The following is a 24,300-nucleotide window of genomic DNA, read 5'->3' on the forward strand; positions in this document are numbered from 1 at the left end:
GGCTCTAGTAATAGTCTTGCGAACTCTAGCAGTATCTGCCTGTGCTGGCAGCCCATCCGCGCGGACGGCCTGCCTCGCCAGAGTACGGATCTATGACCGAACGGTCGAGATGCGGGTTCCTTTTCTCAACGGTTCAGTCCTGAGCGGTGCCCATCAGTTGGCCCATGCGCACCGCGCTGCCGGCGCCCAGCTCTTGAGCCCATTGCACCTGATTCGGGCCGAACAGGACGATGGCAGTAGAGCCCAGTTTGAAGCGGCCCATTTCTGCGCCCTTGGCCAGTTCTATCGGCCCGCGTGCCTGCGCGTCATAGCGTGTGCTCTTCAGCTCGCGCTTGGGGGGCGTGACCAGGCCAGCCCATACGGTTTCCACGCTGGCCACGATCATCGCGCCCACCAGTACCACGGCCATCGGCCCGCGTTCGGTGTCGAACAGGCAGACCACGCGCTCGTTGCGGGCAAACAGTTCCGGCACGTTTTCTGCGGTGGTCTGGTTGACCGAGAACAGGCGGCCCGGCACGTAGACCATCTCTTTCAGCGTGCCGCCCAGCGGCATATGGACGCGGTGGTAATCCTTCGGTGAGAGGTACACGGTGGCGAACTGGCCACCCATGAACGGCGCTGCGCGTTCGGCGTCGCCACCGAGGAGTTCGACAGCGCTGAAACTGTGGCCCTTGGCCTGGAAGATGCGGCCGTGCTCGATGGCGCCGAGTTGGCTGATCGCCCCGTCGGCCGGGCTGAGAATGGCGCCGAGGGTTTCGTCCAGCGGGCGCGCGCCGTCTTTCAGGGCGCGGGTGAAGAACGCGTTGAAATGTTCGTAAGCACGCAGGTCCTCGACTTGCGCTTCGCTCATGTTGACCTGGTACTGCTTGGCGAACCACGAGATCAGCGGATTCTTCAGCCAGCCAATACGGCATTCGGCAATGCAGCCGATCAGGCGCGACAGCAGGTGATGAGGCAGCAGGTACTGGCTGAGGATAAAAAGACGTTGTTTCATCGTGTTTCCTTGAAGGTTCTGAACCGACACTGGCGTGGCCAGGCCGGGTGCAACTGAATGGTCGACGGACTCAGCGTTCGATGGGCGTGTCGGGCAGGTTGCCCCACTCGGACCAGGAGCCGGCATAGGCCTTCACGCGTGGATAGCCGAGTGCCTTGGCCACCACGTAGCTGAAGCCAGAGCGACGGTGAGTCTGGCAGTGAGTGATCACTTCCTTGTCGGGCGTGATGCCCAGACCTTGCAGGACTTCGGCGATATCCGTGCGAATGCGCATACCGCGTTGCAGGTCCATGCCGGCGGTCCACTCGAAATGGGTGGCGCCGGGGATATGCCCGCCACGCGCTGAACTCAGTTTTTCGCCGCGGTATTCGTCTGCGCCGCGCACGTCCCAGATGGCCAGGTCGGCGGCATCCAGGCGCGACTGCAGGTACTCGCGGGTGGCGGTGGGGGCATCGCTCAGCGTCAGTGATACCTCGGTGCGGGTTACTGCGGGCTCCTCCTGGCTCAGCTCGAGGCCATCGCTGATCCAGGCCTGCAGACCTCCATTGAGGAAGTGGTAACGCTGATGACCGATCACGTCGAGCAGCCAGATGAAGCGACCGGCCCAGGGGCCGCCCTCATCGTCGTAGACCACATAAACGGCATTCGCGTGATGACCGATATCGGCGAACAGCGCTTCGAGCTGCGCTCGCTCGGGTAGCAGGCCGGGGGCGGGCGGCAGGCCCAGTTGCGTGCGCTTGGCATCCACCCAGCGCGCACCTGGGATGTGGCCGGCGGCGTAGCGCGCTGCGCTGCTCAGATCGAGCAGGATCAGGTCGGCTGCATCCAGGCGTTTGGCCAGTTGGGCTGGCTCGATCACCAGTGGCAAGTTGTCGAAGGCGGACATGACGGCCTCCTTGAATGAAAAGAGGTCGATTGTAGCGGAAACAGAGCGCTTCAGCGCCCGCGCCTGGAAAAGCTGCCCAGCGCGCGCTCGATGCACTGCACGGTCTTGCCGAACGCCTGCAGGCAGACGTCATTGAGCGGTTGGCCGCCCTGGTCGGCCACGACCAGCATCACCACCCGACCGTTATTGGCCACAGAGCGCAGCAGCAGATGCTCGCTGGGAAACAGGGCCTTGAGGTTGCCCGGCAGCAGTGCCGAAAACTGCGCCACGTTGCTGGGCGTCAGGCGCAGTTGTCCTGGCGCGCTGAGCAGGCGTTTCAATACCTGACTTTGTGCCGGGTCGAGGCTGAGGGTGGCCGCGCTGGCATTGAGCCCCGCCTGTTGCTGGGTTAGCAGGCGGGTGTGCTGGCGATCAGCAAGAAGCAGCAGCACGCGCTTCAGGCCGCAGGCCTGCAAGGCGTCGCGGGCGCAGGCAGTCAGCTGCGGCACGTTGGCAAAGGTGCTGGGTTCGGCGAGCAGGCGTGCACAGTGCTGGCGCCAGATGGCAAGGTCATCGCGCTTGGGTGGCGCTGCGGCGCTGACGGCTGGCTTCAGGCGATGGGCGTCCCACGGCCAGATCAGTGCCTGGGCCGGGTGCCAGAGTGCGTGATCGTGAATCAGGCGTGCGCTGCTCACGGCGTGCTGGTGCACTTCCTGTTGCAGCTCATTCAGAGGAATCTGCAGGTAAAGTCCGGTAAGGCGTTGCCAGCGTAGGCTGTGCGCGGTATCCCAGGCGTGGTGGGCGGATACTGCTAAGCCGTTGGCCAGCAGCACGCAGTTGCTCGGATGGGTGAGCCAGTGGCGCAGGGGGATGTCGGCGTCGAGCATCTGCTGTTGATGCAGCGGATGCTCGTTGTCGCGAGCGATGTGCAGCGCCCGGACCAGTTGGCGACGATCACGCTCGAGCAGGCGGTAGCCGCGCACGATCCATTCTGGCAGTCGCCAGCGCTCGGCCAGTTTGACGCACAGCTGGATCAAGGTGACGCCGAGCAGCTCTTTCTCGACAGCAGCGGGCCGTTCGCCCTTGAGCAGCACGCGTTGCTCCCAGGCCTCGAACAGCTGCGGATGGGCGCACAGCAATGGCCAGATGGGTGAGAGAAACAGCAGGCTGCAGCCGTGCAGTTCATTCCACAGACGCGCCAGGCGAGCACCGAACAGGCCACGAGCCTGTTGGCTGGCATGCTGACTGATCAGCAAAATCTGCTTGAATGCTAGAGGGATGTCACTTTCTGGCAGGGCAGGCGCCTGGCTGAGCAGGGCTTCGCAGCGGCTCAGGCCCAGGCGCGACAGCGCAGTTTCGACGCTCTCGGCTGGATCGCTGAGGCTGTTGCTCGATTGGTTTGCCTCGCGCAGTACCTGCAGGGCGAAAGAGGGGCTGGACTCTATCGCCTCGGCAATTTCGCGCCAGGTCCGGCGACTGTCTCCCAGGATGCGACGCAGGCGCAAATGCTGCTGCTGCTCGATAGGCAGTGGCAACTTGCCCAGATGTTGTACCCAGGCGTCCAGAGTGCGTGGCAGAGACTTTGACGTCGGCATATTGGCTCGAGTCGAACTGGCTTTTGACCATAACTGGCTATAGTCTGGCGTATAAGCTCCGATAATTAGAAGGGTTGTTTTTAATAACCCGTCCACTAGGCACTACAAGCGTTTACTCCATGGTAAAAATCTTAGGCATCATTGTCGTCTTTGGCTGTGTGCTCGGCGGGTTCATACTCTCGGGCGGGAAGTTCATGGCATTGGTCCACCCCTTCGAGGTTCTGATTATTGGCGGCGCGGCGCTGGGTGCATTCCTCCAGGCCAACCCCGGCAGCATGTTCATGCAGGTTTTCAAGAAATCGCTGAGCATGTTTGGCAGTCGCTTTACCCACGCTTATTACCTCGAAGTGCTCAAACTGCTGTACGAGATCCTCAACAAGAGTCGCCGCGAGGGCATGATGGCCATCGAGGCAGACGTCGAAGATCCCAACGCCAGTCCGATCTTCAGCAAGTATCCCGGTGTGCTCAAGGATGCGCGGATGACTGCGTTCATCTGCGATTACCTGCGCATCATGTCTTCCGGCAACATGGCGCCGCACGAACTCGAAGGCCTGTTCGACATGGAACTGGCCAGCCTCAAGGAGGAAGTTGAGCACCCGGCGCACGCCGTGGCCAAGGTCGCCGACGGCATGCCGGCCATGGGTATCGTCGCGGCCGTGCTGGGCATCGTGATCACCATGTCGATCCTGGCAGAAGCGGACAACGCGCAGATCGGTGAGAAGGTGGGTACTGCTCTGGTCGGTACCTTCCTCGGCATTCTCGCTTCCTACGGTTTTTTCGGCCCACTGTCGAACGCGCTGGAGCATGACGCCAAGGAAGAGCTGAACCTTTACGAAGCGATCAAGGCGACCCTGGTCGCGTCTGCCTCGGGCATGCCGCCGACCCTGGCCGTAGAGTTCGGGCGCAAGGTGTTGTATCCGGCGCATCGTCCGAGCTTCAGCGAGCTCGAACAGGCCATGCGCGGCAGCTAAGCCATGGAAAATAACCAACCTATCATCGTCAAGCGGGTCAAGAAGACCGCTGGCGGACACCATGGCGGTGCCTGGAAGATCGCTTTTGCCGACTTCGCAACCGCCATGATGGCGTTCTTCCTGGTCATGTGGCTGATGACATCGGCCACTCCGGAACAGAAGAAAGCCATTTCCGGCTATTTCCAGGACCCGATCGGTTTCACCGAGAGTGCCAGTCCATACGCCATCGACCTGGGCGGCACGCCTACGCCAGCGCCCGAGCGCACCCTTAATCCTGACATCTCCGAGACGCCGGAGAGTCAACCGGATGAGTCCGGCGTCAGCACCGATCAGATCGAAACCCTGGCTGAAAAGATGGAGCAGGAGCGTCTGGAACTGCTGTTGCAGGAGCTGCAGAACAAGGTCGAAGAGAATCCCGAGCTGCAGCGTTTCAAGGACCAGATACTGTTCGAAATCACCCAGGATGGCCTGCGCATCCAGATCATGGACGCCGAGAATCGACCGATGTTCGCCCTCGGCAGTGCCAACCTTCAGCCCTATTTCGAAGACATCCTGCTGGCCATGGCCGACACCATTCGCGCGGTGCCGAACAAGATCAGCATCAGCGGTCACACTGATGCCAAACCGTTCGTAGGGCGCGGCGATTTCGGCAACTGGGAGCTGTCATCCAACCGTGCCAACGCCGCGAGGCGCACATTGGTGGCGGGCGGGTACCCGGACGAGCAGGTGGCGCGGGTGGTCGGCTATGCCTCGTCGGCGCTGTTCGATCGTGAGGATCCGTTCAACCCGGTCAATCGGCGCATCGATATCGTCGTGCTGACCAAGAAGGCGCAGCGCGCCATCGAGGGCGAACAAGGCGTCGAGGAAGGCACTGCGCCCGCGCCAGGCGAGGCTCCGGCGGATGCGGCGAGTGAACCGCTAGCGCCAGAGCAACTGCAGCAGCGCCTGAATATCTTCGAAGAAGGCGCCTTGCAGTTCGATCAACTTAATAATCAGTAATCGTCTTCCGGCAGGCTGGCGATGATGTGCCGGTAGCTGGCCATGCGCTGCGGCTGCACGCGGCCGTCTTCCAGGGCCTGCAAAAGCGCACACCCGGGTTCGCGATCATGCTTGCAGTCACGGAAGCGGCAGCGCCCGAGCAGGTCGTGGAATTCGATGAAGCCCGCTTCCACGTCATCGCGGCTGACATGGCCGAGGCCGAATTCGCGAATGCCTGGGGAGTCGATCAGTTGACCGCCACCGGGAAAGTGGAAAAGCCGTGCGGTGGTGGTGGTGTGCGTCCCCTTGCCGGTCAACTCCGACAGCGCGCCGACACGCGTATCTACACCGGGCAGCAGGCTGTTGACCAAGGATGATTTGCCTACGCCAGATTGGCCGACGAATACGCTGACGTTTCCGTTCAGGCGATGTTTCAGCTGCTCCATGCCATCGCCCTGATGGGCCGAGACTTCCAGCAGCGGGTACTCGAGCTCACGATAGACCTTGAGCAGCGCGTCCAGCGCTACCTGGTTCTGCTCATCGATCAGATCGGCCTTGTTCAGCAGCAACAGCGGGCGAATGCCCGCGTGCTCGGCGGCAACCAGATAACGGTCGATCAGGTTGGCGTGCGGCTCGGGCAGCGGCGCGAAGACGATGACGATCTGGTCGACGTTGGCCGCCACCGGCTTGAGTTGGCCGCGGATGTCGGGGCGGCACAGTTCGCTGTTTCTCGGCAGTTGCGCGACGATGACGCCGTCACCCTGATTGCCGGGGCGCCAGACTACCTGGTCACCAGTGACCAGTGCCGGCAGGTTGGCGCGCAGGTGGCAGCGAAACACCTGGCCGGCCATCTCGCCCTGCAAACCTTCGATTTCCACCTGTACGCCGAAATGGGCGATTACCAGTCCGGTCTGTTCCGGGCCGAGGTCACCGCCTTCCAGTGCTTCCATTGCCCGTGATTCACGCTTGGCGGCGCGGGCGGCGCGCTCGCCTTGAATCTTTTCGATCCGCCAGTTCTGGCGGCGGTTGAGTTGGCGTTTGGCCATGGAGCATCCGGATAGTGGAGTGTTGATCGCGGCGAGTTTAGCATGAGCGCTCGGCGGCCATTCGGCTGTCAGGAACAGAGGTCGGGAATGACGGCAGGCGAGGAACGAACGGTGCTGCGGCTACCGTTATTGCGCGCTCTTTTGGCGCAAGGTCTGGCCTTGGCGCTGGTGGTGGTGCTGGTCTATCTGCTGGCGTTGCTGCCCTGGCGCATGTCGTTGTTTTCGGTGGCGCTGCTGCAAGGTGTTGTGGCCGCCGGGATCGGCTGGCGCCTGGGTCTGTCACGCTGGTGGTTGTGGATCAATCTGGCGTTTCTGCCCGCGCTGCTGGTGATGCAGCGCGCCGATTTACCGGCCTGGTTGTTCCTGCTGGGTTTCGTCCTGCTGCTACTGGTCAACTGGAACAGTCTGCGCGAACAGGTGCCGCTCTACCTGAGTGGGCGCAAGGCGCAGCAGCGTCTGCAGCAGTGCTTGAGCGAACGCGAGCCGCCGCTGCGCTTCGTCGACCTGGGCTGTGGTACTGCTGGCACGGTGCTACAGCTGGCCAGACGGTTTCCGCGCGGGCAGTTCGTCGGTGTCGAGACGGCGCCGCTGCTCTTCGTTTTCGCCTGGCTACGCTGCCTGCTGCAGGAGAACTGCAGCATTCGTTATCGGAGTCTGTGGCAGGTCGAGCTCGGCGACTTCGATGTCGTCTACTGCTTTCTCTCGCCCGTGCCGATGCCGCGTCTGTGGGCCAAGGCGCAAGTCGAGATGCACGCCCATAGCTGGCTGATCAGCAACACCTTCGAGATTCCGGGCGTGCCGGCTGATCGCGAGCTCGAGATCAACGAGGGGCGGCAAACGTCCCTGTTTCTCTGGCACATGAAGGGTGCCGAGATCAGCTAGACTTGGCGCCTGAGCCAAGGAGCCTAACCATGCAAAACCCCAACAACCTGATCTGGATCGACCTGGAAATGACCGGGCTGGAGCCGGAACGCGATGTGATCATCGAGATGGCCACCATCGTCACCGACAGCGAGCTGAACGTGTTGGCCGAGGGCCCGGTGATCGCCGTCCACCAGAGCGACGAAGCTCTGGCCGGCATGGACGAATGGAACACCCGCACCCATGGCCAGAGCGGCCTGACCCAGCGCGTACGCGAAAGCAAGATCGACACGGCGGCGGCCGAAGCACAGACCATCGCCTTCCTCGAACAGTGGGTGCCCAAGGGCAAGTCACCCATCTGCGGCAACAGCATCGGCCAGGATCGCCGCTTTCTCTACAAGTACATGCCGGCCCTGGAAGCCTACTTCCACTACCGCTACCTGGACGTGTCGACGCTGAAGATCCTCGCTGGCATGTGGGCGCCAGCGGTCAAGGACAGCTTTCAGAAAACCGCCACCCACCAGGCGCTGGATGACATTCGCGAGTCCATTGCCGAGCTGCGCCACTACCGTGAGCATTTCCTCAAGGTGTAAATGAGCCACTCCGGCGCGTCCCGCGTGCCGTGCGAGTAGCGTAGCGCGGATGCAATCCGGGGAAGCGGGCGGCGCCATTCCCGGATTTCATCCGGGCTACAGAGCACCGTGTCGCGCCAGTGCCCACTCGACATGCTCGCGCACTAGCTCCGACGGGTGTTCGCGGCGCGCCTGCAGAGCCTGTAGTACCGGGATGGTGGAGGGCGCGTTGCCCAGGCCGACCGCCAGGTTACGCAGCCAGCGCTCGTAGCCGGCGCGGCGTAGCGGCGAACCCTCGGTGCGACTGAGAAACTCCTCTTCCGTCCACATGAACAGCTCGGCCAGGCCGCTGTTGTCCAGGCCGTGGCGCGGCTGGAAGTCGCCCTGCTCGGTGGGGCGAGCGAAGCGATTCCAGGGGCAGACGATCTGGCAGTCGTCGCAGCCGAACACGCGGTTGCCGATGGGCGCACGCAGCTCTTCGGGGATCGAGCCTTTCAGCTCGATGGTCAGGTAGGAGATGCAGCGCCGGGCATCCAGCACGTAGGGCCCGGCGAAGGCCGCAGTAGGGCAGATATCCATGCACGCGGTGCAGCGTCCGCAATGCTCGCTGGCGTGTGGGGCGTCCACCGGCAGCGGTAGGTCGACGAACAGTTCGCCGAGAAAGAAATAGCTGCCGGCCTTGCGGTTGAGCACCAGAGTGTTCTTGCCGATCCAGCCGAGACCGGCTTTTTCGGCGATGGCCTTTTCCAGCACCGGGGCGCTGTCGACGAAGGCACGGTAGCCGAACGGACCGATCTGCTGCTGGATGCGTTCGGCCAGCTGTTGCAGGCGCTTGCGGATCAGTTTGTGGTAGTCGCGGCCCAGAGCGTAGCGCGATACGTAGGCCTGCTCCGACTCTTTGAGGCGCTGGGCCATCTGCGTGTCGCCGGGCAGATAGTCCATGCGCAGCGACACCACGCGCAGGGTGCCAGGTACCAGTTCGTCCGGGTGTGAGCGCTTGCTGCCGTGGGCGGCCATGTACTCCATCTCGCCCTGATAGCCGGCTGCCAGCCAGCGTTGCAGGTGCGCCTCGTGTTCGCCCAGCTCGACATCGGTGATGCCGACCTGCTGAAAGCCCAGCTCACGTCCCCAGTCCTTGATGGACAGGGCCAGAGCGTTGAGGTCGAGGGTTTGATCGGACATGGGCGGGCGCAGGCGATGGACGTAGGTATAATTCTGCCAGACATCCGTGGTGAGCGAGCCATGCATCTACTACCAGCCTCTTTACCGTTGAGCCTGCACAGTGCCGAACAGGTGCGTGCGCTGGATGCGCAGTTGATCGCCGCCGGCACGCCCGGTTTCGAGTTGATGCAGCGCGCCGCCCACGCAGCCTGGCGCGCCTTGCGCAGACGCTGGCCGGATGCTGGCGAAATCACCGTGCTGGCCGGGCGTGGTAACAATGCCGGTGACGGCTACCTGATTGCCGCTCTGGCTCAGCGTGCCGGTTGGCGCGTGCGCGTGCTGGCGGTGGGTGAGCCCGCTGCTCTGAGTGGCGATGCTGAGCAGGCCTGCGCCGAGGCGCGAAGGGCGGGCGTCGATGTGCTGCCCTGGAGCGAATGCGCACCACTGGCTGGCATCGTGGTCGATGCGTTGCTCGGCACGGGGCTGGCTGGTGCGGTGCGTGAGCCTTATGCCCAGGCGATGCGCATGCTCAACCAGAGTGGCTTGCCGGTGCTGGCGGTGGATATTCCTTCTGGTTTGCACGCCGATAGCGGCGCGCGTCTTGGTGTGGCCGTGCGCGCCGATCTGACCGTGACCTTCATCGCCCTCAAGCTCGGCCTGCTGACGGGCGTTGGCCCGGAGCTGTGCGGCGAGCTGCAGTTCGACGATCTGCAAGGCGATGCCCGGCTATTGGCCCAGGCGCCCAGCGTGGCGCAGCGTCTCGATCCGGCCAATCTGCCGCGCCTTGCGGCTCGGTCGCCGGTGGCGCACAAGGGCCACTTCGGTCACCTGCTGGTGATCGGTGGCGATCTGGGAATGGGCGGCGCTGCGCTGCTCTGTGCCGACAGTGCCCTGCGTGTCGGCGCTGGCCTGGTGTCACTGGCGACACGAGGCGAGCATGTCGCGGCCGCTTTGGTGCGACGGCCTGAAATCATGTGTGCGGCGGTGGCGTCGGCCAATCAGCTGTTGGCACTCACCGAGCGCGCCGATGTCTGCGTGGTGGGGCCTGGCCTGGGTCAGGGGGCCTGGTCGCGCAGTTTGCTGTCTGGCGTCTGTGGTCTCGATATGCCTCAGGTCTGGGATGCCGATGCGCTCAATCTGCTGGCTGCCGGCCAGGTCGCCGCGCCTGATCAGGGCGTGCTCACGCCGCATCCGGGCGAAGCGGCGCGTTTGCTGGGTATCGATACCGCAAGCGTGCAGGCTGATCGGCCGGTTGCCGTGCGGGCCCTGGCGCAACGTTTTGGTCTGGTGGTGGTGCTCAAGGGCGCAGGCAGCCTGGTCGCAGCACCGGATGGGCGTCTGGCGCTGTGTGATCGCGGCCATCCGGCGATGGCGGGAGCCGGCTTGGGTGATGTTCTGGCAGGATTGATCGGTGCGCTGCTGGCGCAGGGCATGGCAGCGTATGATGCGGCCTGCCTGGCGGTATGGCTGCATGCGCGGGCCGGTGAGGTGCTGGCTGCGCAGGGGCGCGGGCTGGCTGCCGGTGATCTGCCCTGCACCATTCGTCAGTTATTGGAGGAGTTGTGTCCTTGTGTGAAGTGAAACTCGAAGCGGCCGACGAAGCCGCAATGCTGACTCTGGGGGCGCGGATCGCCGAGATCAGTGGGGGGCAGGGCATCATCTATCTGCATGGTGATCTGGGCGCCGGCAAAACCACCCTTTCACGCGGCATTCTGCGCGGCCTGGGCCATGCTGGTGCGGTCAAGAGTCCGACCTTTACCCTGGTCGAACCCTACGAAATTGGCGACATGCGCGCCTTTCATTTCGATCTTTATCGTCTGGTCGATCCTGAGGAATTGGAGTTTCTCGGCATCCGCGATTACTTCGAGGGGGATGCCTTGTGCCTGATCGAATGGCCGCAGCGTGGCGCGGGCGTTTTGCCAAAGCCCGACCTGGACATTACCATTAGCCCTCAAGCGAGCGGCCGTTCGCTGTTGCTGCAGGGGCATGGGGCTCGAGGGGAGGCCTGGTGCAATGCCCTGAGCAGCAAGGAATGAATAAGAAACGATGGGGTTGGTTATGCGCATAGGCGCGCTGGTTACAGCTGTGGGGGTGTTGTTGGCGGCCCTGGCTGCCGAGGCCCTGGCTGCCTCCGATATACGGAGCGTGCGTCTGTGGCGTGCCCCGGACAATACCCGTCTGGTCTTCGATCTGTCTGGCCCGGTACAGCACAGCGTGTTCACCCTTGCCGCACCTGATCGCATCGTTATCGACGTCAGTGGCGCCAAATTGGCTACCAGTCTCGAGCAACTTTCGCTGGCCAATACCCCGATCACCGGTGTGCGCTCGGCCCAGCGCAGCGCCGATGACCTGCGAGTGGTCATCGATTTGTCGGCACCGGTGTCGCCAAAGAGCTTTACCCTCGCGCCTAATCAGCAATATGGCCATCGCCTGGTGGTCGATTTGTTCGATCAGGGCAGTGCGCCCCCCGCCACGCAGACGCCCAGCATTGCCGCCAGCGCACCTCCTGTGCCGGTCACGCCAACCCAGCCACCACCGAAGTTGACGCCTGTGCCTAATGGCAAGCGCGATATCGTCGTCGCCATTGATGCCGGCCATGGTGGCGAGGACCCGGGTGCGCTGTCGCCGGTCAAGGGGCAGTACGAAAAGAACGTGACCCTGGCCATCTCCAGAGAGTTGCAGCGGCAGATCAATGCCGAAAAGGGCTTCCGTGCCGAACTGGTGCGCACCGGTGACTATTTCATTCCGCTGCGTAAACGCACCGAGATCGCGCGCAAGAAAGGCGCAGACCTGTTCGTGTCCATTCATGCCGACGCGGCGCCGCGGGCTTCGGCGTTCGGCGCTTCGGTCTATGCCCTGTCCGAGCGGGGTGCCACGTCCGAGACGGCGCGCTGGCTGGCCGACGCCGAGAACCAGTCCGACCTGATCGGTGGCGCCGGCAATGTCAGTCTCGACGACAAGGACAAGATGCTCGCCGGCGTGTTGCTGGATCTGTCGATGACCGCTTCGCTGTCCTCCAGTCTCAATGTCGGGCAGAAGGTGCTGTCGAACATGGGCGGCATCACCCCGCTGCACAAACGGCGCGTCGAGCAGGCAGGCTTCATGGTGCTGAAATCGCCGGATATTCCTTCGATTCTGGTTGAGACCGGTTTCATCTCCAACCCCAACGAAGCCAAGAAACTGCATACCGCCAGCCATCAGCAGGCGCTGGCGCGTTCGATCACCACCGGGGTCAAGCAGTTCTTCCATGAGAACCCGCCGCCTGGCACCTACGTTGCCTGGCTGCGTGATGAAGGCAAGATCGCTGCGGGTCCGCGTGAGCATGTGGTGGCACGCGGCGAGAGCCTGGCGCTGATCGCCCAGCGCTACCAGATCAGCCTGGCGTCCCTGCGTAGTGCCAACAAGCTCAATGGTGACGTGATCAAGGTCGGCCAGACATTGCAGATACCCGCCACAGCGCTGGCAGCCCAGTAGTGAGTGTCATGTCCCGTATTCATTTGCTTAGCCCGCGCCTGGCCAACCAGATCGCTGCGGGCGAGGTGGTCGAGCGTCCGGCTTCGGTCGCCAAGGAACTGCTGGAAAACAGCCTGGACTCCGGTGCGCGGCGTATCGATGTCGAAGTCGAGCAGGGCGGTGTCAAACTGCTCAAGGTGCGCGACGATGGTGGCGGTATCGCCCCGGACGACCTGCCGCTGGCGTTGGCGCGCCATGCCACCAGCAAGATTCGTGAGCTGGAAGATCTCGAGGCCGTGCTCAGCATGGGCTTTCGTGGCGAGGCGCTGGCGTCGATCAGCTCGGTATCGCGCCTGACCCTGACCTCGCGTATCGCCGACGCCGACCAAGCCTGGCAGGTGGAAACCGAAGGCCGCGACATGGAGCCACGCGTGCAGCCTGCTGCGCACCCGGTGGGTACCTCGGTGGAAGTGCGTGACCTGTTTTTCAATACCCCGGCGCGGCGCAAGTTCCTGCGTGCCGAGAAGACCGAGTTCGATCACCTGCAGGAGGTGATCAAGCGCCTGGCGCTGGCGCGGTTCGATGTGGCTTTCCATCTGCGTCACAACGGCAAGACCGTGTTCGCCCTGCACGAGGCTGGCGACGAAATCAGCCGTGCGCGCCGCGTCGCTTCTGTCTGCGGACCGGCTTTTCTGGAGCAGGCGCTGCCCATCGAGATCGAGCGTGGTGGCCTGCGTTTGTGGGGTTGGGTCGGCTTGCCGACCTTCTCCCGCAGCCAGGCGGATCTGCAGTATTTCTACGTCAACGGCCGCATGGTGCGCGACAAGCTGGTGGCCCATGCGGTGCGCCAGGCCTATCGCGACGTGCTGTTCAATGGCCGGCACCCGACCTTCGTGCTGTTTCTGGAAATCGATCCGTCGACGGTGGACGTCAACGTTCACCCAACCAAGCATGAAGTGCGTTTTCGTGACAGCCGCATGGTCCATGACTTCCTCTACGGCACCCTGCATCGCGCCCTGGCCGATGTGCGCCCGGAAGATCAGGTGGCGGCTCCGGCAGCCATCTCACCCATGGCGCGCCCGAGCGGCCTGGCTGCCGGAGAATTTGGCCCGCAGGGCGAAATGGGTCTGGCTGCCAGCATTCTTGAAACCCCGGCTCCCAGCCTGCAGCCGGCCTGGCGCGGCAGTGGTGCCGGGTACCAGCAGCCTGCAGTTAATCCCGGCGTATCCGCTGGCGAAGCCCAGGCAGCGTATCGCGAGTACTTCTCGCCGCTGCCGAGCGCTCAGGCTCAGTCGATGCCGCAGGAGCAGGGCGATATTCCGCCACTCGGTTACGCAGTGGCGCAGCTCAAAGGCGTTTACATTCTCGCCGAAAACGCTCAGGGCCTGGTGGTGGTGGACATGCACGCCGCGCACGAGCGCATCACTTACGAGCGGCTCAAGCACGCCATGGCCAGTGAAGGCTTGCGTGGTCAGCCCTTGCTGGTGCCGGAGTCCATCGCCCTCAGCCAGCGCGAAGCCGATTGCGCCGAGGAGCATGGCGAGTGGTTCCAGCGCCTGGGCTTCGAGCTGCAGCGCCTGGGTGAGGAAACCGTGGCGATTCGCCAGATTCCGGCGTTGCTCAAACAGGCTGAGGCCACCCAGTTGGTGCGTGACGTGCTGGCCGATTTGCTCGAGTACGGCACCAGCGACCGCATCCAGGCACATCTCAACGAGCTGCTGGCGACCATGGCCTGCCATGGTGCGGTGCGCGCCAACCGGCGCCTGACCATTCCCGAGATGAACGCCCTGCTGCGTGATATGGAACAGACCGAGCGCAGCGGCCAGTGCAACCACGGGCGTCCGACCTGGACGCAGTTGAGCATGGATCAGCTAGACAAGTTGTTCATGCGTGGTCAGTAATTGAATGAAGCCCTGAGTCAGGGGCGCCCGTCTTCGTGTTTCGAGCCATATTGATGTCTTCGCTTCCTCCTGCAATCTTCCTGATGGGCCCGACTGCCGCCGGCAAGACCGATCTGGCCCTGGAGCTGGCGCGCGTATTGCCGTGTGACCTGATCAGCGTCGATTCGGCGCTGGTCTATCGCGGCATGGACATCGGCACGGCCAAGCCCGAGCGAGTCGTTCTGGACGAATTTCCCCATGCGTTGATCGATATTCGCGATCCGGTCGAGAGTTATTCGGCGGCGGAATTTCGCGCCGATGCCCTGGCTGCCATGGCCGAGAGCGCCGCACGTGGGCGTATTCCGCTGCTGGTGGGCGGCACCATGCTCTATTACAAGGCGCTGTTGGAGGGCTTGGCCGATATGCCCAGCGCCGACCCGGCCATCCGCGCCGAGCTGGAAGCAAGGGCTGCAGCCGAAGGTTGGGAGGCGCTGCATCGGGAGCTGGCTGAGGTCGATCCAGAGTCCGCCGCGCGCATCCATCCCAACGATCCGCAGCGTCTGACCCGGGCGCTTGAGGTCTATCGCGTGAGCGGCCTGAGCATGACCGAGCATCGCCTGCGCCAGGCTGCAGGAAATCCCGATGCGGGCACATCAGGCACTGGGCAATTACCCTATACTGTTGCTCAGCTTGCTATCGCACCAGCGCAGCGTCAGGTTTTGCATGACCGCATCGCTCAACGATTTCGGGTGATGTTGGAACAGGGTTTCGTGGAAGAGGTCGAAGCCCTGCGTAGACGAAGTGACTTGCACGCGGGATTGCCGTCTATACGGGCGGTGGGTTATCGCCAGGTATGGGAATACCTCGATGGCGAGCTGTCCCGGGACGATATGGTCGAGCGGGGCATCATCGCCACTCGGCAATTGGCCAAGCGTCAGTTCACCTGGCTACGCGGTTGGGAGAACTTGCATTGGCTCGATAGCCTGGCCTGCGACAATCTGTCTCGCGCCTTGAAATACCTGGAAAGCGTCTCCATATTGAAATGAGACCTTGCCGCTGGTCGTCTATCCTTGGGGGTGGGGCGGCCTGAAGCCATTGTTTACCTACTAAAATTATTGAAATTGATCCTCGAAAGGAGTGCGGCACATGTCAAAAGGGCATTCGCTACAAGACCCTTACCTGAATACCCTGCGTAAGGAACGCGTCCCTGTTTCCATCTATCTGGTCAACGGCATCAAGCTGCAGGGCCAGATCGAATCCTTCGACCAGTTCGTCATCCTGCTGAAGAACACTGTCAGCCAGATGGTCTACAAACACGCCATTTCCACCGTCGTACCCAGCCGTCCGGTGCGCCTGCCGAGTGCTGGCGATGCAGAGCAGGCCGATGGTGAGCCAGGTAACGCCTGATAGGGGGCTGCATTGTTCTTCGAGCGTCATGAGGGCGGTGAGCGGGCCATCCTGGTTCATCTGGAAGGCCAAGACTCCGAGGCGAGCGAAGACCCCCAGGAGTTCCAGGAATTGGCCATGTCGGCAGGCGCCGACATGGTCGCTTTCTTTAGCGTGCCCAGCAGTCGTCTGACTGCCAAGTTCCTTATCGGCAGCGGCAAGGTCGAGGAGCTGCGCGACCAGGTCAAGGCCGTCGAGGCCGATCTGGTCATCTTCAATCACACCCTGACACCGAGCCAGGAGCGCAACCTCGAGCGCGCCTTCGAGTGTCGTGTGCTCGATCGTACCGGGTTGATCCTCGATATCTTCGCCCAGCGTGCGCGCACTCATGAAGGCAAGCTGCAGGTCGAGTTGGCTCAGCTCGATCACATGAGTACGCGCCTGGTGCGTGGCTGGACCCACCTCGAGCGGCAGAAGGGGGGCATCGGCCTGCGTGGGCCGGGTGAAACCCAGCTGGAAACCGACCGCCGCTTGTTGCGCGTGCGTATTCGCCAGATCAAGCAGAAGCTCGAGAAGGTGCGCAGTCAGCGCGAGCAGGCGCGCCGTGGGCGTAGGCGCGCGGATATCCCTTCGGTTTCCCTGGTGGGTTACACCAACGCCGGCAAGTCCACGCTGTTCAATGCGCTCACCACCTCCGAGGTCTATGCGGCTGACCAGCTGTTCGCCACGCTCGACCCGACCTTGCGGCGTCTGCAGCTCGACGACCTGGGTCCGATCGTGCTGGCCGACACCGTGGGTTTCATTCGCCACCTGCCGCACAAGCTGGTCGAGGCCTTCCGCGCCACGTTGGAAGAGTCGAGCAACTCCGATCTGCTGTTGCACGTGATCGATGCCCATGAGCCCGAGCGTATGGCGCAGATCGAGCAGGTACAGAACGTGCTCAAGGAGATCGGCGCACACGAGTTGCCGATGCTCGAGGTATACAACAAGCTGGATTTGTTGGATGGTGTCGAGCCGCAGATCCAGCGCGATGCTGATGGCAAGCCGCTGCGTGTCTGGCTGTCGGCCCGTGAGGGGCGTGGTCTTGAGCTGTTGCGTCAAGCAGTGGCGGAGTTGTTGGGCGAAGATTTGTTCGTCGCCACGCTGCAGCTGCCGCAACGCTTGGGGCGACTGCGTGCGCAGTTCTTCGCGTTGGGGGCGGTGCAGAGCGAAGAACATGACGAGTTGGGGCGCAGCTTACTGGCGGTACGTTTGCCGCGAGTCGAGCTCAATCGCCTGGTGAGTCGCGAAGGTTTGGAGCCTCAAACCTTCATCGAGCAACATACTTTGCAATAAAGCCTGGGACGGTGGCTTTGCTGTCACCATAGGGCTTTGGGTAGCATTGGCCGGCGCGCCGTGGGCGCGCCTTCGCTTTATTAGTACGGAGAACGCTATGGCTTGGAATGAGCCGGGTGGCAACTCGAACAATCAAGACCCTTGGGGCGGCCGCAAAGGCGGTGGCCGGCAGGGGCCGCCGGATCTCGACGAAGCGTTCCGCAAGCTGCAAGAAAGCCTCAACGGGCTGTTTGGCGGTGGCAAGAAACGTGGTGACGACGACTCTGGTCGCAGTGGCGGCGGTGGCTTCGGCCTGCTGTTCGTCGGCCTCGGCCTGTTGGCGGTGGTATGGCTGTACAGCGCGATCTACGTGGTGGACGAACAGGAGCAGGCCGTGGTGCTGCGCTTCGGTAAGTACCACGAGACCGTTGGTCCGGGCCTGAATATCTATTTCCCGCCAATTGATCGCAAGTTCCAGGAAAACGTCACTCGTGAGCGCGCCTACAGCAAGCAGGGCGCCATGCTGACCGAAGACGAGAACATCATCGAAGTGCCGCTGACCGTGCAGTATCGGGTGAGCAACCTGCAGGACTTCGTGCTCAACGTCGAGCAGCCGGAAGTCAGCCTGCAGCACGCTACCGACAGTGCCGTGCGCCATGTGGTGGGTTCCACCGAGATGGATCAGGTGCTGACCGAAGGTCGTGAACTGATGGCCAGCGAGGTGCGTGAGCGCCTGCAGCGTTTCCTCGACAACTACCGCACCGGTATCACCATCACTCAGGTGAACATCCAGAGCGCTGCGGCGCCGCGTGAGGTTCAGGAAGCCTTCGACGACGTGATCCGTGCCCGTGAAGACGAGCAGCGCGAGAAGAACCAGGCCGAGTCCTACGCCAACGGCGTGATTCCGGAAGCGCGTGGTCAGGCCCAGCGTCTGCTGGAAGAGGCCAACGGTTACCGTGATGAAGTCATCGCTCGCGCCCAGGGTGAGGCTGATCGTTTCACCAAGCTGGTCGCCGAGTACCGCAAGGCGCCCGAGATCACTCGCGAGCGTCTGTACATCGACACCATGCAGGAAGTGATGAGCAACACCAGCAAGGTTCTGGTCACCGGTGACAAGGGGCAGAACAACCTGCTCTATCTGCCGCTGGACAAGATGATCGACAGCCGTGGTGGTGCTTCTTCCTCCAGCTCTGCCAACAGCAGCAATTCGACAGCGCGTGATCCGGCCGTGCCGCTGAGCAGCGATATGTCGCAGCGTAACCTGCGTACCCGGGAGGGCCGTTGATGAACAACAAGTCCCTGATCGGCCTGATCGTGGCCGTGGTTGTGGCCCTGGTGGCGTGGAACAGCTTCTATATCGTGGCGCAGACCGAGCGTGCGGTGCTGTTGCAGTTCGGGCGAGTGGTTCAGCCTGATGTGCAGCCCGGCCTGCATGTGAAGATCCCCTACGTCAACCAGGTGCGTATCTTCGATGGTCGTCTGTTGACGCTGGATTCGACGTCCTCGCGCTTCCTGACCCTGGAGAAGAAGGCGCTGATGGTCGATGCCTATGCCAAGTGGCGAGTGAAGGATGCCGAGCGCTTCTATCAGTCCACCTCGGGCATGAAGCAGGTCGCTGATGAGCGTCTGGCGCGTCGTCTGGAAGCATCGCTGCGTGACCAGTTCGGTAAGCGCACCCTGCACGAATCGGTATCCGGTGAGCGTGATGCGCTGATGGCCGACGTGACTGCGACCCTCAACCGCGCCGCCGAGCGTGAGTTGGGTATCGAAGTGGTCGACGTGCGGGTCAAGGCCATCGACCTGCCGCGCGAAGTGAACCGCAGCGTGTTCGAGCGGATGAGCACCGAGCGTGAGCGTGAAGCGCGCGAGCACCGCGCCAAGGGTCGTGAGCTGGCCGAAGGTATTCGCGCCGACGCCGATCGTCAGCGCCGCGTACTGCTGGCTGAAGCCTATCGTGAAGCTGAAGAGCTGCGCGGTGACGGTGATGCCCAGGCTGCGTCCATCTACGCCAACGCCTTCGGTCAGGATCAGGAGTTCTACTCCTTCTACCGTAGTCTGCAGGCTTACCGCGAAAGCTTCGCTGACAAGCGTGATGTGCTGGTGCTGGACCCGGGCAGCGATTTCTTCCGCTACCTGGAAAAATCCAGGCCTTGATCGGCAACCCTGGCGGCGCGATGCGTCGCCAGGGTGACCGCAAGGTAAAACGTGGTATCATGCGGCAGCCGGGAAAATCCCGGCTTTTTTGCGTCTGTGGGAATCATGTGGCAGGAACTCGGCATCGCACTGTGTCTGGTATTGGTGCTGGAAGGCATCCTGCCCTTCCTCTATCCGCGCCATTGGCGCGGAGCGGTCATGCAGGCAGCTCGTCTGCCCGACCGCCGACTGCGCCTTATGGGGCTGGCCAGCATGCTGCTGGGTACGGCCCTTCTATATCTGCTTCACTGAAGGCTTGTGCCGCCCGGATCGAGAGGGGAATGGCGAAATGGCAACGGTAGACCGCTGGCTGCTGCCAGATGGCATCGAAGAAGTACTGCCGCCGGAAGCGGCACGCATCGAGGCGGCACGCCGTCAGGTGCTGGATCTGTTCCAACGTTGGGGTTACGAGTTCGTCGTCACCCCTCATATCGAGTACCTGGAATCCCTGCTGACTGGCGCCGGCCAGGATCTCGACCTGCGTACCTTCAAGGTCACCGATCCGCTGTCCGGTCGGCAGATGGGCTTTCGTGCCGACATCACCCCGCAGGTGGCGCGCATCGATGCGCACACCATGCGCCGTGAGGGGCCGAGCCGTCTGTGCTATGCCGGCAGCGTGTTGCATGCGCAGCCGCGTGCACTGACTACCTCGCGTAGCCCGATCCAGCTGGGTGCCGAGCTCTATGGCGACGCCAGTCCGGCCAGCGATATCGAGGTGATCAGCCTGCTGGTCGAGACCCTCGAGCTGGCTGCGGTGCCGGACGTGCACATGGATCTCGGTCATGTCGGCATCTACCGTGGTCTGGTGCGTGCCGCCGGTCTGTCCGGTGAGGCCGAGCAGCAACTGTTCGATGCGCTGCAGCGCAAGGCCATGGATGAGATCGAGAGCCTGACCGCCGCGTTGCCGGCGGGCCTGGGCAGCATGCTGCGTTCGCTCGCCGAGCTGTGTGGCGGCCGGGAAGTGCTGGATTTGGCCCAGGCCGTTCTGGTCGAGGCGCCGGATGCGGTGCACGCTGCGCTCGATGAGCTGGTGGCCATCGCCGATGCGCTGGAGCTGCGTTATCCGGAGCTGCCGCTGTACTTCGACCTGGGCGAGTTGCGCGGCTACAACTATCACACCGGTGCGGTGTTCGCGGCCTTTGTGCCGGGTGAGGGCGGTGCCATCGCTCAGGGTGGTCGTTATGACGATACCGGCGCGGTATTCGGTCGTGCGCGCCCGGCTACTGGCTTCTCCACCGACCTGAAGACCCTGGTAACCCTGGGTGACATGCGTGTGGATGAGGCGGTCAGCGGTGTCTGGGCGCCGGACAATCATGACCTCTATCTGTGGCAGGCCGTTCGTCGTCTGCGTGGTGAGGGCGAGCGCGTGGTACAGGCGCTGCCCGGGCAGAGCGAGGCGGATGCGCGCGAAGCAGGCTGTGATCGCCTGCTGACGCTGCGCGATGGACGTTGGCAGGTGGCGCCCCTGGCGTCCTGAATTCATTTTCGCCGGCCCGCGGCCGGCATCGAAGCTTGCGCGAAGAGGACAAGTTTATGGGTAAGAATGTCGTCGTCCTGGGCACCCAATGGGGTGATGAGGGCAAGGGCAAGATCGTCGACCTGCTCACCGAGCAGGCCGCTGCAGTCGTGCGTTATCAGGGCGGTCACAACGCTGGCCACACCCTGGTGATCAACGGTGAGAAGACCGTCCTGCACCTGATTCCGTCCGGTATCCTGCGTGCTGGCGTCGAGTGCCTGATCGGCAACGGTGTGGTCGTCGCTCCCGATGCTCTGATGCGCGAAATCACCAAGCTGGAAGAGAAGGGTGTACCGGTGCGTGAGCGCCTGCGTATCAGCCCGGCCTGCCCGCTGATCCTGTCCTATCACGTGGCGCTGGATCAGGCGCGCGAGAAGGCCCGTGGCGATGCCAAGATCGGCACCACCGGTCGCGGTATCGGCCCGGCCTACGAAGACAAGGTCGCGCGTCGCGGTCTGCGCGTCGGTGACCTGTTCCACCGCGAGCGTTTCGCCGCCAAGCTGGGCGAGCTGCTGGATTACCATAATTTCCAGCTGGTCAATTTCTACAAAGAGCCGGCCATCGACTTCCAGAAAACCCTGGATGAATGCATGGAATACGCCGAGCTGCTCAAGCCGATGATGGCTGACGTCACTGCCGTGCTGCATGACCTGCGTCGTGAGGGCAAGGACATCATGTTCGAAGGTGCCCAGGGTTCGCTGCTGGATATCGACCACGGTACTTACCCCTACGTGACCAGCTCCAACACCACTGCTGGCGGTATTGCTACCGGCTCCGGTTTCGGTCCGCTGTACCTGGACTACATCCTCGGTATCACCAAGGCCTACACTACCCGTGTCGGTTCCGGCCCGTTCCCGACCGAGCTGTTCGATGATGTCGGTGCCTTCCTCGCCAAGCGTGGTCACGAGTTCGGCGCCACCACTGGTCGTGCGCGTCGTTGCGGCTGGTTCGATGCGGTGATCCTGCGTCGCGCCATCGAGATCAACAGCATCTCCGGCCTGTGCCTGACCAAGCTGGACGTACTCGACGGTCTGGAAACCATCCGTATCTGTACCGGCTACAAGGACGCCAACGGTCAGGTGCTGATCGATGCACCGACTGACGCCGACAGCTACATCGGCCTGCAGCCGGTCTACGAGGAAATGCCCGGCTGGAGCGAATCCACCTTGGGCGCCAAGACCCTGGAAGACCTGCCGGCCGCTGCGCGTGCCTACATCAAGCGTGTGGAAGAGCTGGTTGGTGCGCCGATCGATATCATCTCTACCGGGCCGGATCGCAACGAGACCATCGTACTGCGTCATCCGTTTGCCTGATCGAGATGCTCTCGAGTCGCACAGGAGCCGCCTTCGGGCGGCTTTTTTGTGCCCGTCCTTAGGGGTGCTCCTGCAGGGGAGCTGGGCATGCGCTTTGCTTATATTCAATAAATCCCGGAAGTCGCCGTTATAGCTATTACGGTTGTTGAGGAGTGTCCCCAGTGTTCGCCATCGTTTCCATGTTGCGTAGCCGTTTGTTGCGCCCGGTGTTCGTCGCGCTTGGCCTGGCCATGTTGGTGCAGGTCGGTTTGGCTGTTTGGCTGATGCGCGCCTCGGTCGATGGCATGGTCGAGGATCTGGCGCAGCGCCTGGGTGGTGAGAGTCGCCGTCTTGGCGAAGAACTGAACATGGCTGAGCGCGAGATGAGCCAGGGCCTTGCGGCGTTGGCGAGCAGTACCCGCACTCGCCTGGGCGAAGGGCTTTCTGGCCAGTTGAAGAGTGAGCAGGCGCAACTGCGTGTGGTGCTTGAGGGCAATCTCAAGCAGTCCGGCCAGGCGCTGGCGCAATTGCTGGCCGGGGTGGCGCCAAAGTCGATCTGGGATCTGGATATTCCTGCGCTCACTGCACTTACCCGAATCGCCCAGCAGGATCCGGCGGTGCTGTTCGCCATCATCTATGACGCCGATGGTCAGCGCCTGACGCGCAACTTCAATCGCAGTAACGCGCAGGTGCGTGAACTCGTCGCTGCCGGGCAGGGTGACTCGCCGCTGGAGAAACTGGTGGATGCGGCTTCGCGCGATCCGCGTGTTTATGTGGTCGAGGCTGATATCAATCCAATGGGCTCGCGTATCGGCAAGGTGCAGATGGGCCTGTCACTGGATGTGGTGGAAAAGGAGCTGGCCGCGCTCGACGGCCGCTTTGCGTCGTTGGTCAATGGTGCCGGTGAGTTGGTCGATAGCAGCCTGGCAGGTGCTTCCGAAGAGGCGACCGGTGCGCTACGTGAGCGCCTGCAGTCGGCCGAGCGCTACACCCAGGAAATGGCGCGCAACGGTGGTGAGTCGGTACGCGTGGCGGCGGATTCACTGCGTTGGAACATCGCCCTCGGCCTATTGATCGTCGGGGCGCTGGCAATGCTAGTGGTCGCCCTTGTGTTGGGCTGGCGAGTGCTGAGTCGCTTGCGCCTGCTTAGTGCGGCGCTTAATGATCTGGCGGCGGGCGAGGGCGATCTGACGCGGCGCGTGAGCATCGACAGTCAGGACGAGGTCGGCGAGATGGCCGATGCAGTCAATCGCTTCATCGCCAAGCTGCAACCCATCGTGCGTGAGTCGGGTGAGGTGGCGTTGCGCACTGGTGAGCAGATTCGCAGCCTGACTCAGCGCGGCGTGGCGGCCGAGGCCGCGGCCGGCCGGCAGCGCGATGAGGTGGCGGGCAGTCTGCAGGCGTTGGAGCAGATGGCCGACGAGGCGCAGGCGGAAAGCCAGGCCATGCAGGACGCGTTGCAGCGCGTCGACACCATCCGCCAGGCGGCGCACGAGAACGCGGCTATCGCTCAGCGTCTGTCCACGCTGATCGAGGGCTTGGTGGCACGGGTGGCCGATGGTTCGGCGGTGATCGAGCGGCTGGCCAAGCAGAGCGAGCAGATCGAGGTGGTGCTGACGGTGATTCAGTCCATCGCCGAGCAGACCAACCTGCTGGCGCTCAATGCCGCCATCGAGGCCGCGCGCGCTGGCGAGAGTGGGCGTGGGTTTGCCGTGGTGGCTGACGAGGTGCGTGCGCTGGCGAGCAAGACTCAGCAGTCAACCGGCGATATCCAGACCCATATCGCTGCTCTGCAGCGGGGTGCGCAGGAGGCGGTTGCCGCCATCGCCCAGGCGGGCGCGCAAGGTAGTGAAGGTCTGCAGGTGCTGCGTGACAGTGCGCGTCTACAGCAGTCGGTGCAGCAGTCGGTGGATGAAGTGCATGGCGCCATCAATGCAGCGACTCAGGCGGCGGCACATCAGGCGGACGGAGCTGGAGCGGTACGCGGGCGTGTCGAAACCATCCATGCCGAAGCGCAGCGTGCGGCCGAGGCGGTGGCGGCAATTGCCGGCAACGCGCGAGCGCTGGATGAGTTGGCAGCGCAGCTCAAGGCCAGTCTGGGGCAGTTCAAGGTGTAGAGGGCTGTGCGCACCTCGCTGCTCTAAGGTCTTGGCGGGTGCGCGCAGCGGCGCACCCTGCGAGGTGGCGCGCTTTTTCGTGGGCAATAAAAAACCGAGCCATTGG

The 24,300-nt window shown here is 63.0% G+C and carries 22 protein-coding genes; 17 read left to right on the plus strand and 5 right to left on the minus strand.

Going from position 1 to position 24,300, the window contains the following annotated elements; all coding sequences use genetic code 11:
• Positions 1-133: 133 nt before the first annotated feature.
• The 3 genes from asd to BLS08_RS04265 all read right to left on the minus strand — a co-directional run bounded on the left by asd (position 134) and on the right by BLS08_RS04265 (position 3,454).
• Positions 134-994: an archaetidylserine decarboxylase gene (asd, locus tag BLS08_RS04255; RefSeq protein ID WP_017678651.1), complete on the minus strand. Its 861-nt coding sequence runs from the start codon at positions 992-994 to the stop codon at positions 134-136.
• 70 nt (positions 995-1,064) lie between these two features.
• Positions 1,065-1,880, minus strand: coding sequence for a rhodanese-like domain-containing protein (locus BLS08_RS04260; RefSeq protein ID WP_045733941.1), 816 nt, complete (start codon positions 1,878-1,880; stop codon positions 1,065-1,067).
• 50 nt (positions 1,881-1,930) lie between these two features.
• A complete protein-coding gene (locus BLS08_RS04265) occupies positions 1,931-3,454 on the minus strand; it encodes an HDOD domain-containing protein (protein WP_090336076.1) in 1,524 nt (507 codons plus the stop codon).
• A 119-nt stretch (positions 3,455-3,573) separates the two neighbouring features.
• Here BLS08_RS04265 and motA point away from each other — a divergent pair, with 119 nt between their 5' ends.
• Positions 3,574-4,425, plus strand: coding sequence for a flagellar motor stator protein MotA (gene motA, locus BLS08_RS04270; RefSeq protein WP_021487864.1), 852 nt, complete (start codon positions 3,574-3,576; stop codon positions 4,423-4,425).
• A gap of 3 nt (positions 4,426-4,428) precedes the next feature.
• Positions 4,429-5,424, plus strand: a complete 996-nt coding sequence (gene motB / locus BLS08_RS04275; RefSeq protein WP_017678655.1) for a flagellar motor protein MotB — start codon at positions 4,429-4,431, stop codon at positions 5,422-5,424.
• Here motB and rsgA read toward each other — a convergent pair.
• Complete coding sequence (gene rsgA / locus BLS08_RS04280; RefSeq protein WP_055984232.1) at positions 5,418-6,449, minus strand: small ribosomal subunit biogenesis GTPase RsgA; 1,032 nt, start codon at positions 6,447-6,449, stop codon at positions 5,418-5,420. The genes motB and rsgA overlap by 7 nt on opposite strands.
• 87 nt (positions 6,450-6,536) lie before the next feature.
• Here rsgA and BLS08_RS04285 point away from each other — a divergent pair, with 87 nt between their 5' ends.
• Both BLS08_RS04285 and orn read left to right on the plus strand, forming a co-directional pair.
• On the plus strand, positions 6,537-7,331 hold the full coding sequence (locus BLS08_RS04285; protein WP_055984230.1) for a class I SAM-dependent methyltransferase: 795 nt from the start codon (positions 6,537-6,539) through the stop codon (positions 7,329-7,331).
• Positions 7,332-7,360: 29 nt separating this feature from the next.
• Entirely contained in the window at positions 7,361-7,903 is a 543-nt protein-coding gene (gene orn, locus BLS08_RS04290; protein ID WP_017678658.1) for an oligoribonuclease, read from the plus strand.
• A gap of 96 nt (positions 7,904-7,999) precedes the next feature.
• Here the strand turns inward: orn and queG are convergent, their stop codons facing one another.
• A complete protein-coding gene (gene queG / locus BLS08_RS04295) occupies positions 8,000-9,064 on the minus strand; it encodes a tRNA epoxyqueuosine(34) reductase QueG (protein WP_055984741.1) in 1,065 nt (354 codons plus the stop codon).
• A 60-nt stretch (positions 9,065-9,124) separates the two neighbouring features.
• Here queG and BLS08_RS04300 point away from each other — a divergent pair, with 60 nt between their 5' ends.
• The 13 genes from BLS08_RS04300 (at position 9,125) to BLS08_RS04360 (ending at position 24,194) form a co-directional block, all read left to right on the plus strand.
• Entirely contained in the window at positions 9,125-10,624 is a 1,500-nt protein-coding gene (locus tag BLS08_RS04300) for a bifunctional ADP-dependent NAD(P)H-hydrate dehydratase/NAD(P)H-hydrate epimerase (RefSeq protein WP_055984225.1), read from the plus strand.
• The gene (tsaE, locus tag BLS08_RS04305) at positions 10,612-11,079 is read left to right on the plus strand and encodes a tRNA (adenosine(37)-N6)-threonylcarbamoyltransferase complex ATPase subunit type 1 TsaE (protein ID WP_055984222.1); all 468 of its coding nucleotides are present in this window, start codon (positions 10,612-10,614) and stop codon (positions 11,077-11,079) included. Before BLS08_RS04300 ends, tsaE begins: the two co-directional genes overlap by 13 nt.
• Positions 11,080-11,089: 10 nt before the next feature.
• Positions 11,090-12,517, plus strand: coding sequence for an N-acetylmuramoyl-L-alanine amidase (locus BLS08_RS04310; RefSeq protein WP_201784331.1), 1,428 nt, complete (start codon positions 11,090-11,092; stop codon positions 12,515-12,517).
• 8 nt (positions 12,518-12,525) lie between these two features.
• The gene (gene mutL / locus BLS08_RS04315) at positions 12,526-14,397 is read left to right on the plus strand and encodes a DNA mismatch repair endonuclease MutL (protein ID WP_055984220.1); all 1,872 of its coding nucleotides are present in this window, start codon (positions 12,526-12,528) and stop codon (positions 14,395-14,397) included.
• Positions 14,398-14,450: 53 nt separating this feature from the next.
• Positions 14,451-15,422 (plus strand): tRNA (adenosine(37)-N6)-dimethylallyltransferase MiaA, encoded by a 972-nt coding sequence (gene miaA, locus BLS08_RS04320; protein ID WP_055984217.1) that lies wholly within the window; start codon positions 14,451-14,453, stop codon positions 15,420-15,422.
• A 100-nt stretch (positions 15,423-15,522) separates the two neighbouring features.
• Positions 15,523-15,783: an RNA chaperone Hfq gene (hfq, locus tag BLS08_RS04325; RefSeq protein ID WP_003459200.1), complete on the plus strand. Its 261-nt coding sequence runs from the start codon at positions 15,523-15,525 to the stop codon at positions 15,781-15,783.
• Between the two features lie 12 nt (positions 15,784-15,795).
• Positions 15,796-17,097 (plus strand): ribosome rescue GTPase HflX, encoded by a 1,302-nt coding sequence (hflX, locus tag BLS08_RS04330; RefSeq protein WP_055984213.1) that lies wholly within the window; start codon positions 15,796-15,798, stop codon positions 17,095-17,097.
• Positions 17,098-17,194: 97 nt separating this feature from the next.
• Positions 17,195-18,361, plus strand: coding sequence for an FtsH protease activity modulator HflK (gene hflK, locus BLS08_RS04335; protein WP_017678666.1), 1,167 nt, complete (start codon positions 17,195-17,197; stop codon positions 18,359-18,361).
• The gene (hflC, locus tag BLS08_RS04340; protein ID WP_017678667.1) at positions 18,361-19,230 is read left to right on the plus strand and encodes a protease modulator HflC; all 870 of its coding nucleotides are present in this window, start codon (positions 18,361-18,363) and stop codon (positions 19,228-19,230) included. Before hflK ends, hflC begins: the two co-directional genes overlap by 1 nt.
• A gap of 105 nt (positions 19,231-19,335) precedes the next feature.
• On the plus strand, positions 19,336-19,521 hold the full coding sequence (locus BLS08_RS04345; RefSeq protein WP_003459207.1) for a DUF2065 domain-containing protein: 186 nt from the start codon (positions 19,336-19,338) through the stop codon (positions 19,519-19,521).
• 37 nt (positions 19,522-19,558) lie between these two features.
• A complete protein-coding gene (locus BLS08_RS04350) occupies positions 19,559-20,746 on the plus strand; it encodes an ATP phosphoribosyltransferase regulatory subunit (protein ID WP_055984211.1) in 1,188 nt (395 codons plus the stop codon).
• Between the two features lie 56 nt (positions 20,747-20,802).
• Positions 20,803-22,098, plus strand: coding sequence for an adenylosuccinate synthase (locus BLS08_RS04355; RefSeq protein WP_017678669.1), 1,296 nt, complete (start codon positions 20,803-20,805; stop codon positions 22,096-22,098).
• Positions 22,099-22,259: 161 nt separating this feature from the next.
• Positions 22,260-24,194 carry a methyl-accepting chemotaxis protein gene (locus tag BLS08_RS04360; RefSeq protein ID WP_055984208.1) on the plus strand — a complete coding sequence of 645 codons (1,935 nt, stop codon included), beginning with the start codon at positions 22,260-22,262 and terminating at the stop codon, positions 24,192-24,194.
• Positions 24,195-24,300 lie beyond the last annotated feature (106 nt).

The sequence above is a fragment of the Ectopseudomonas chengduensis genome (assembly GCF_900102635.1).
GTDB lineage: Bacteria > Pseudomonadota > Gammaproteobacteria > Pseudomonadales > Pseudomonadaceae > Aquipseudomonas > Aquipseudomonas chengduensis.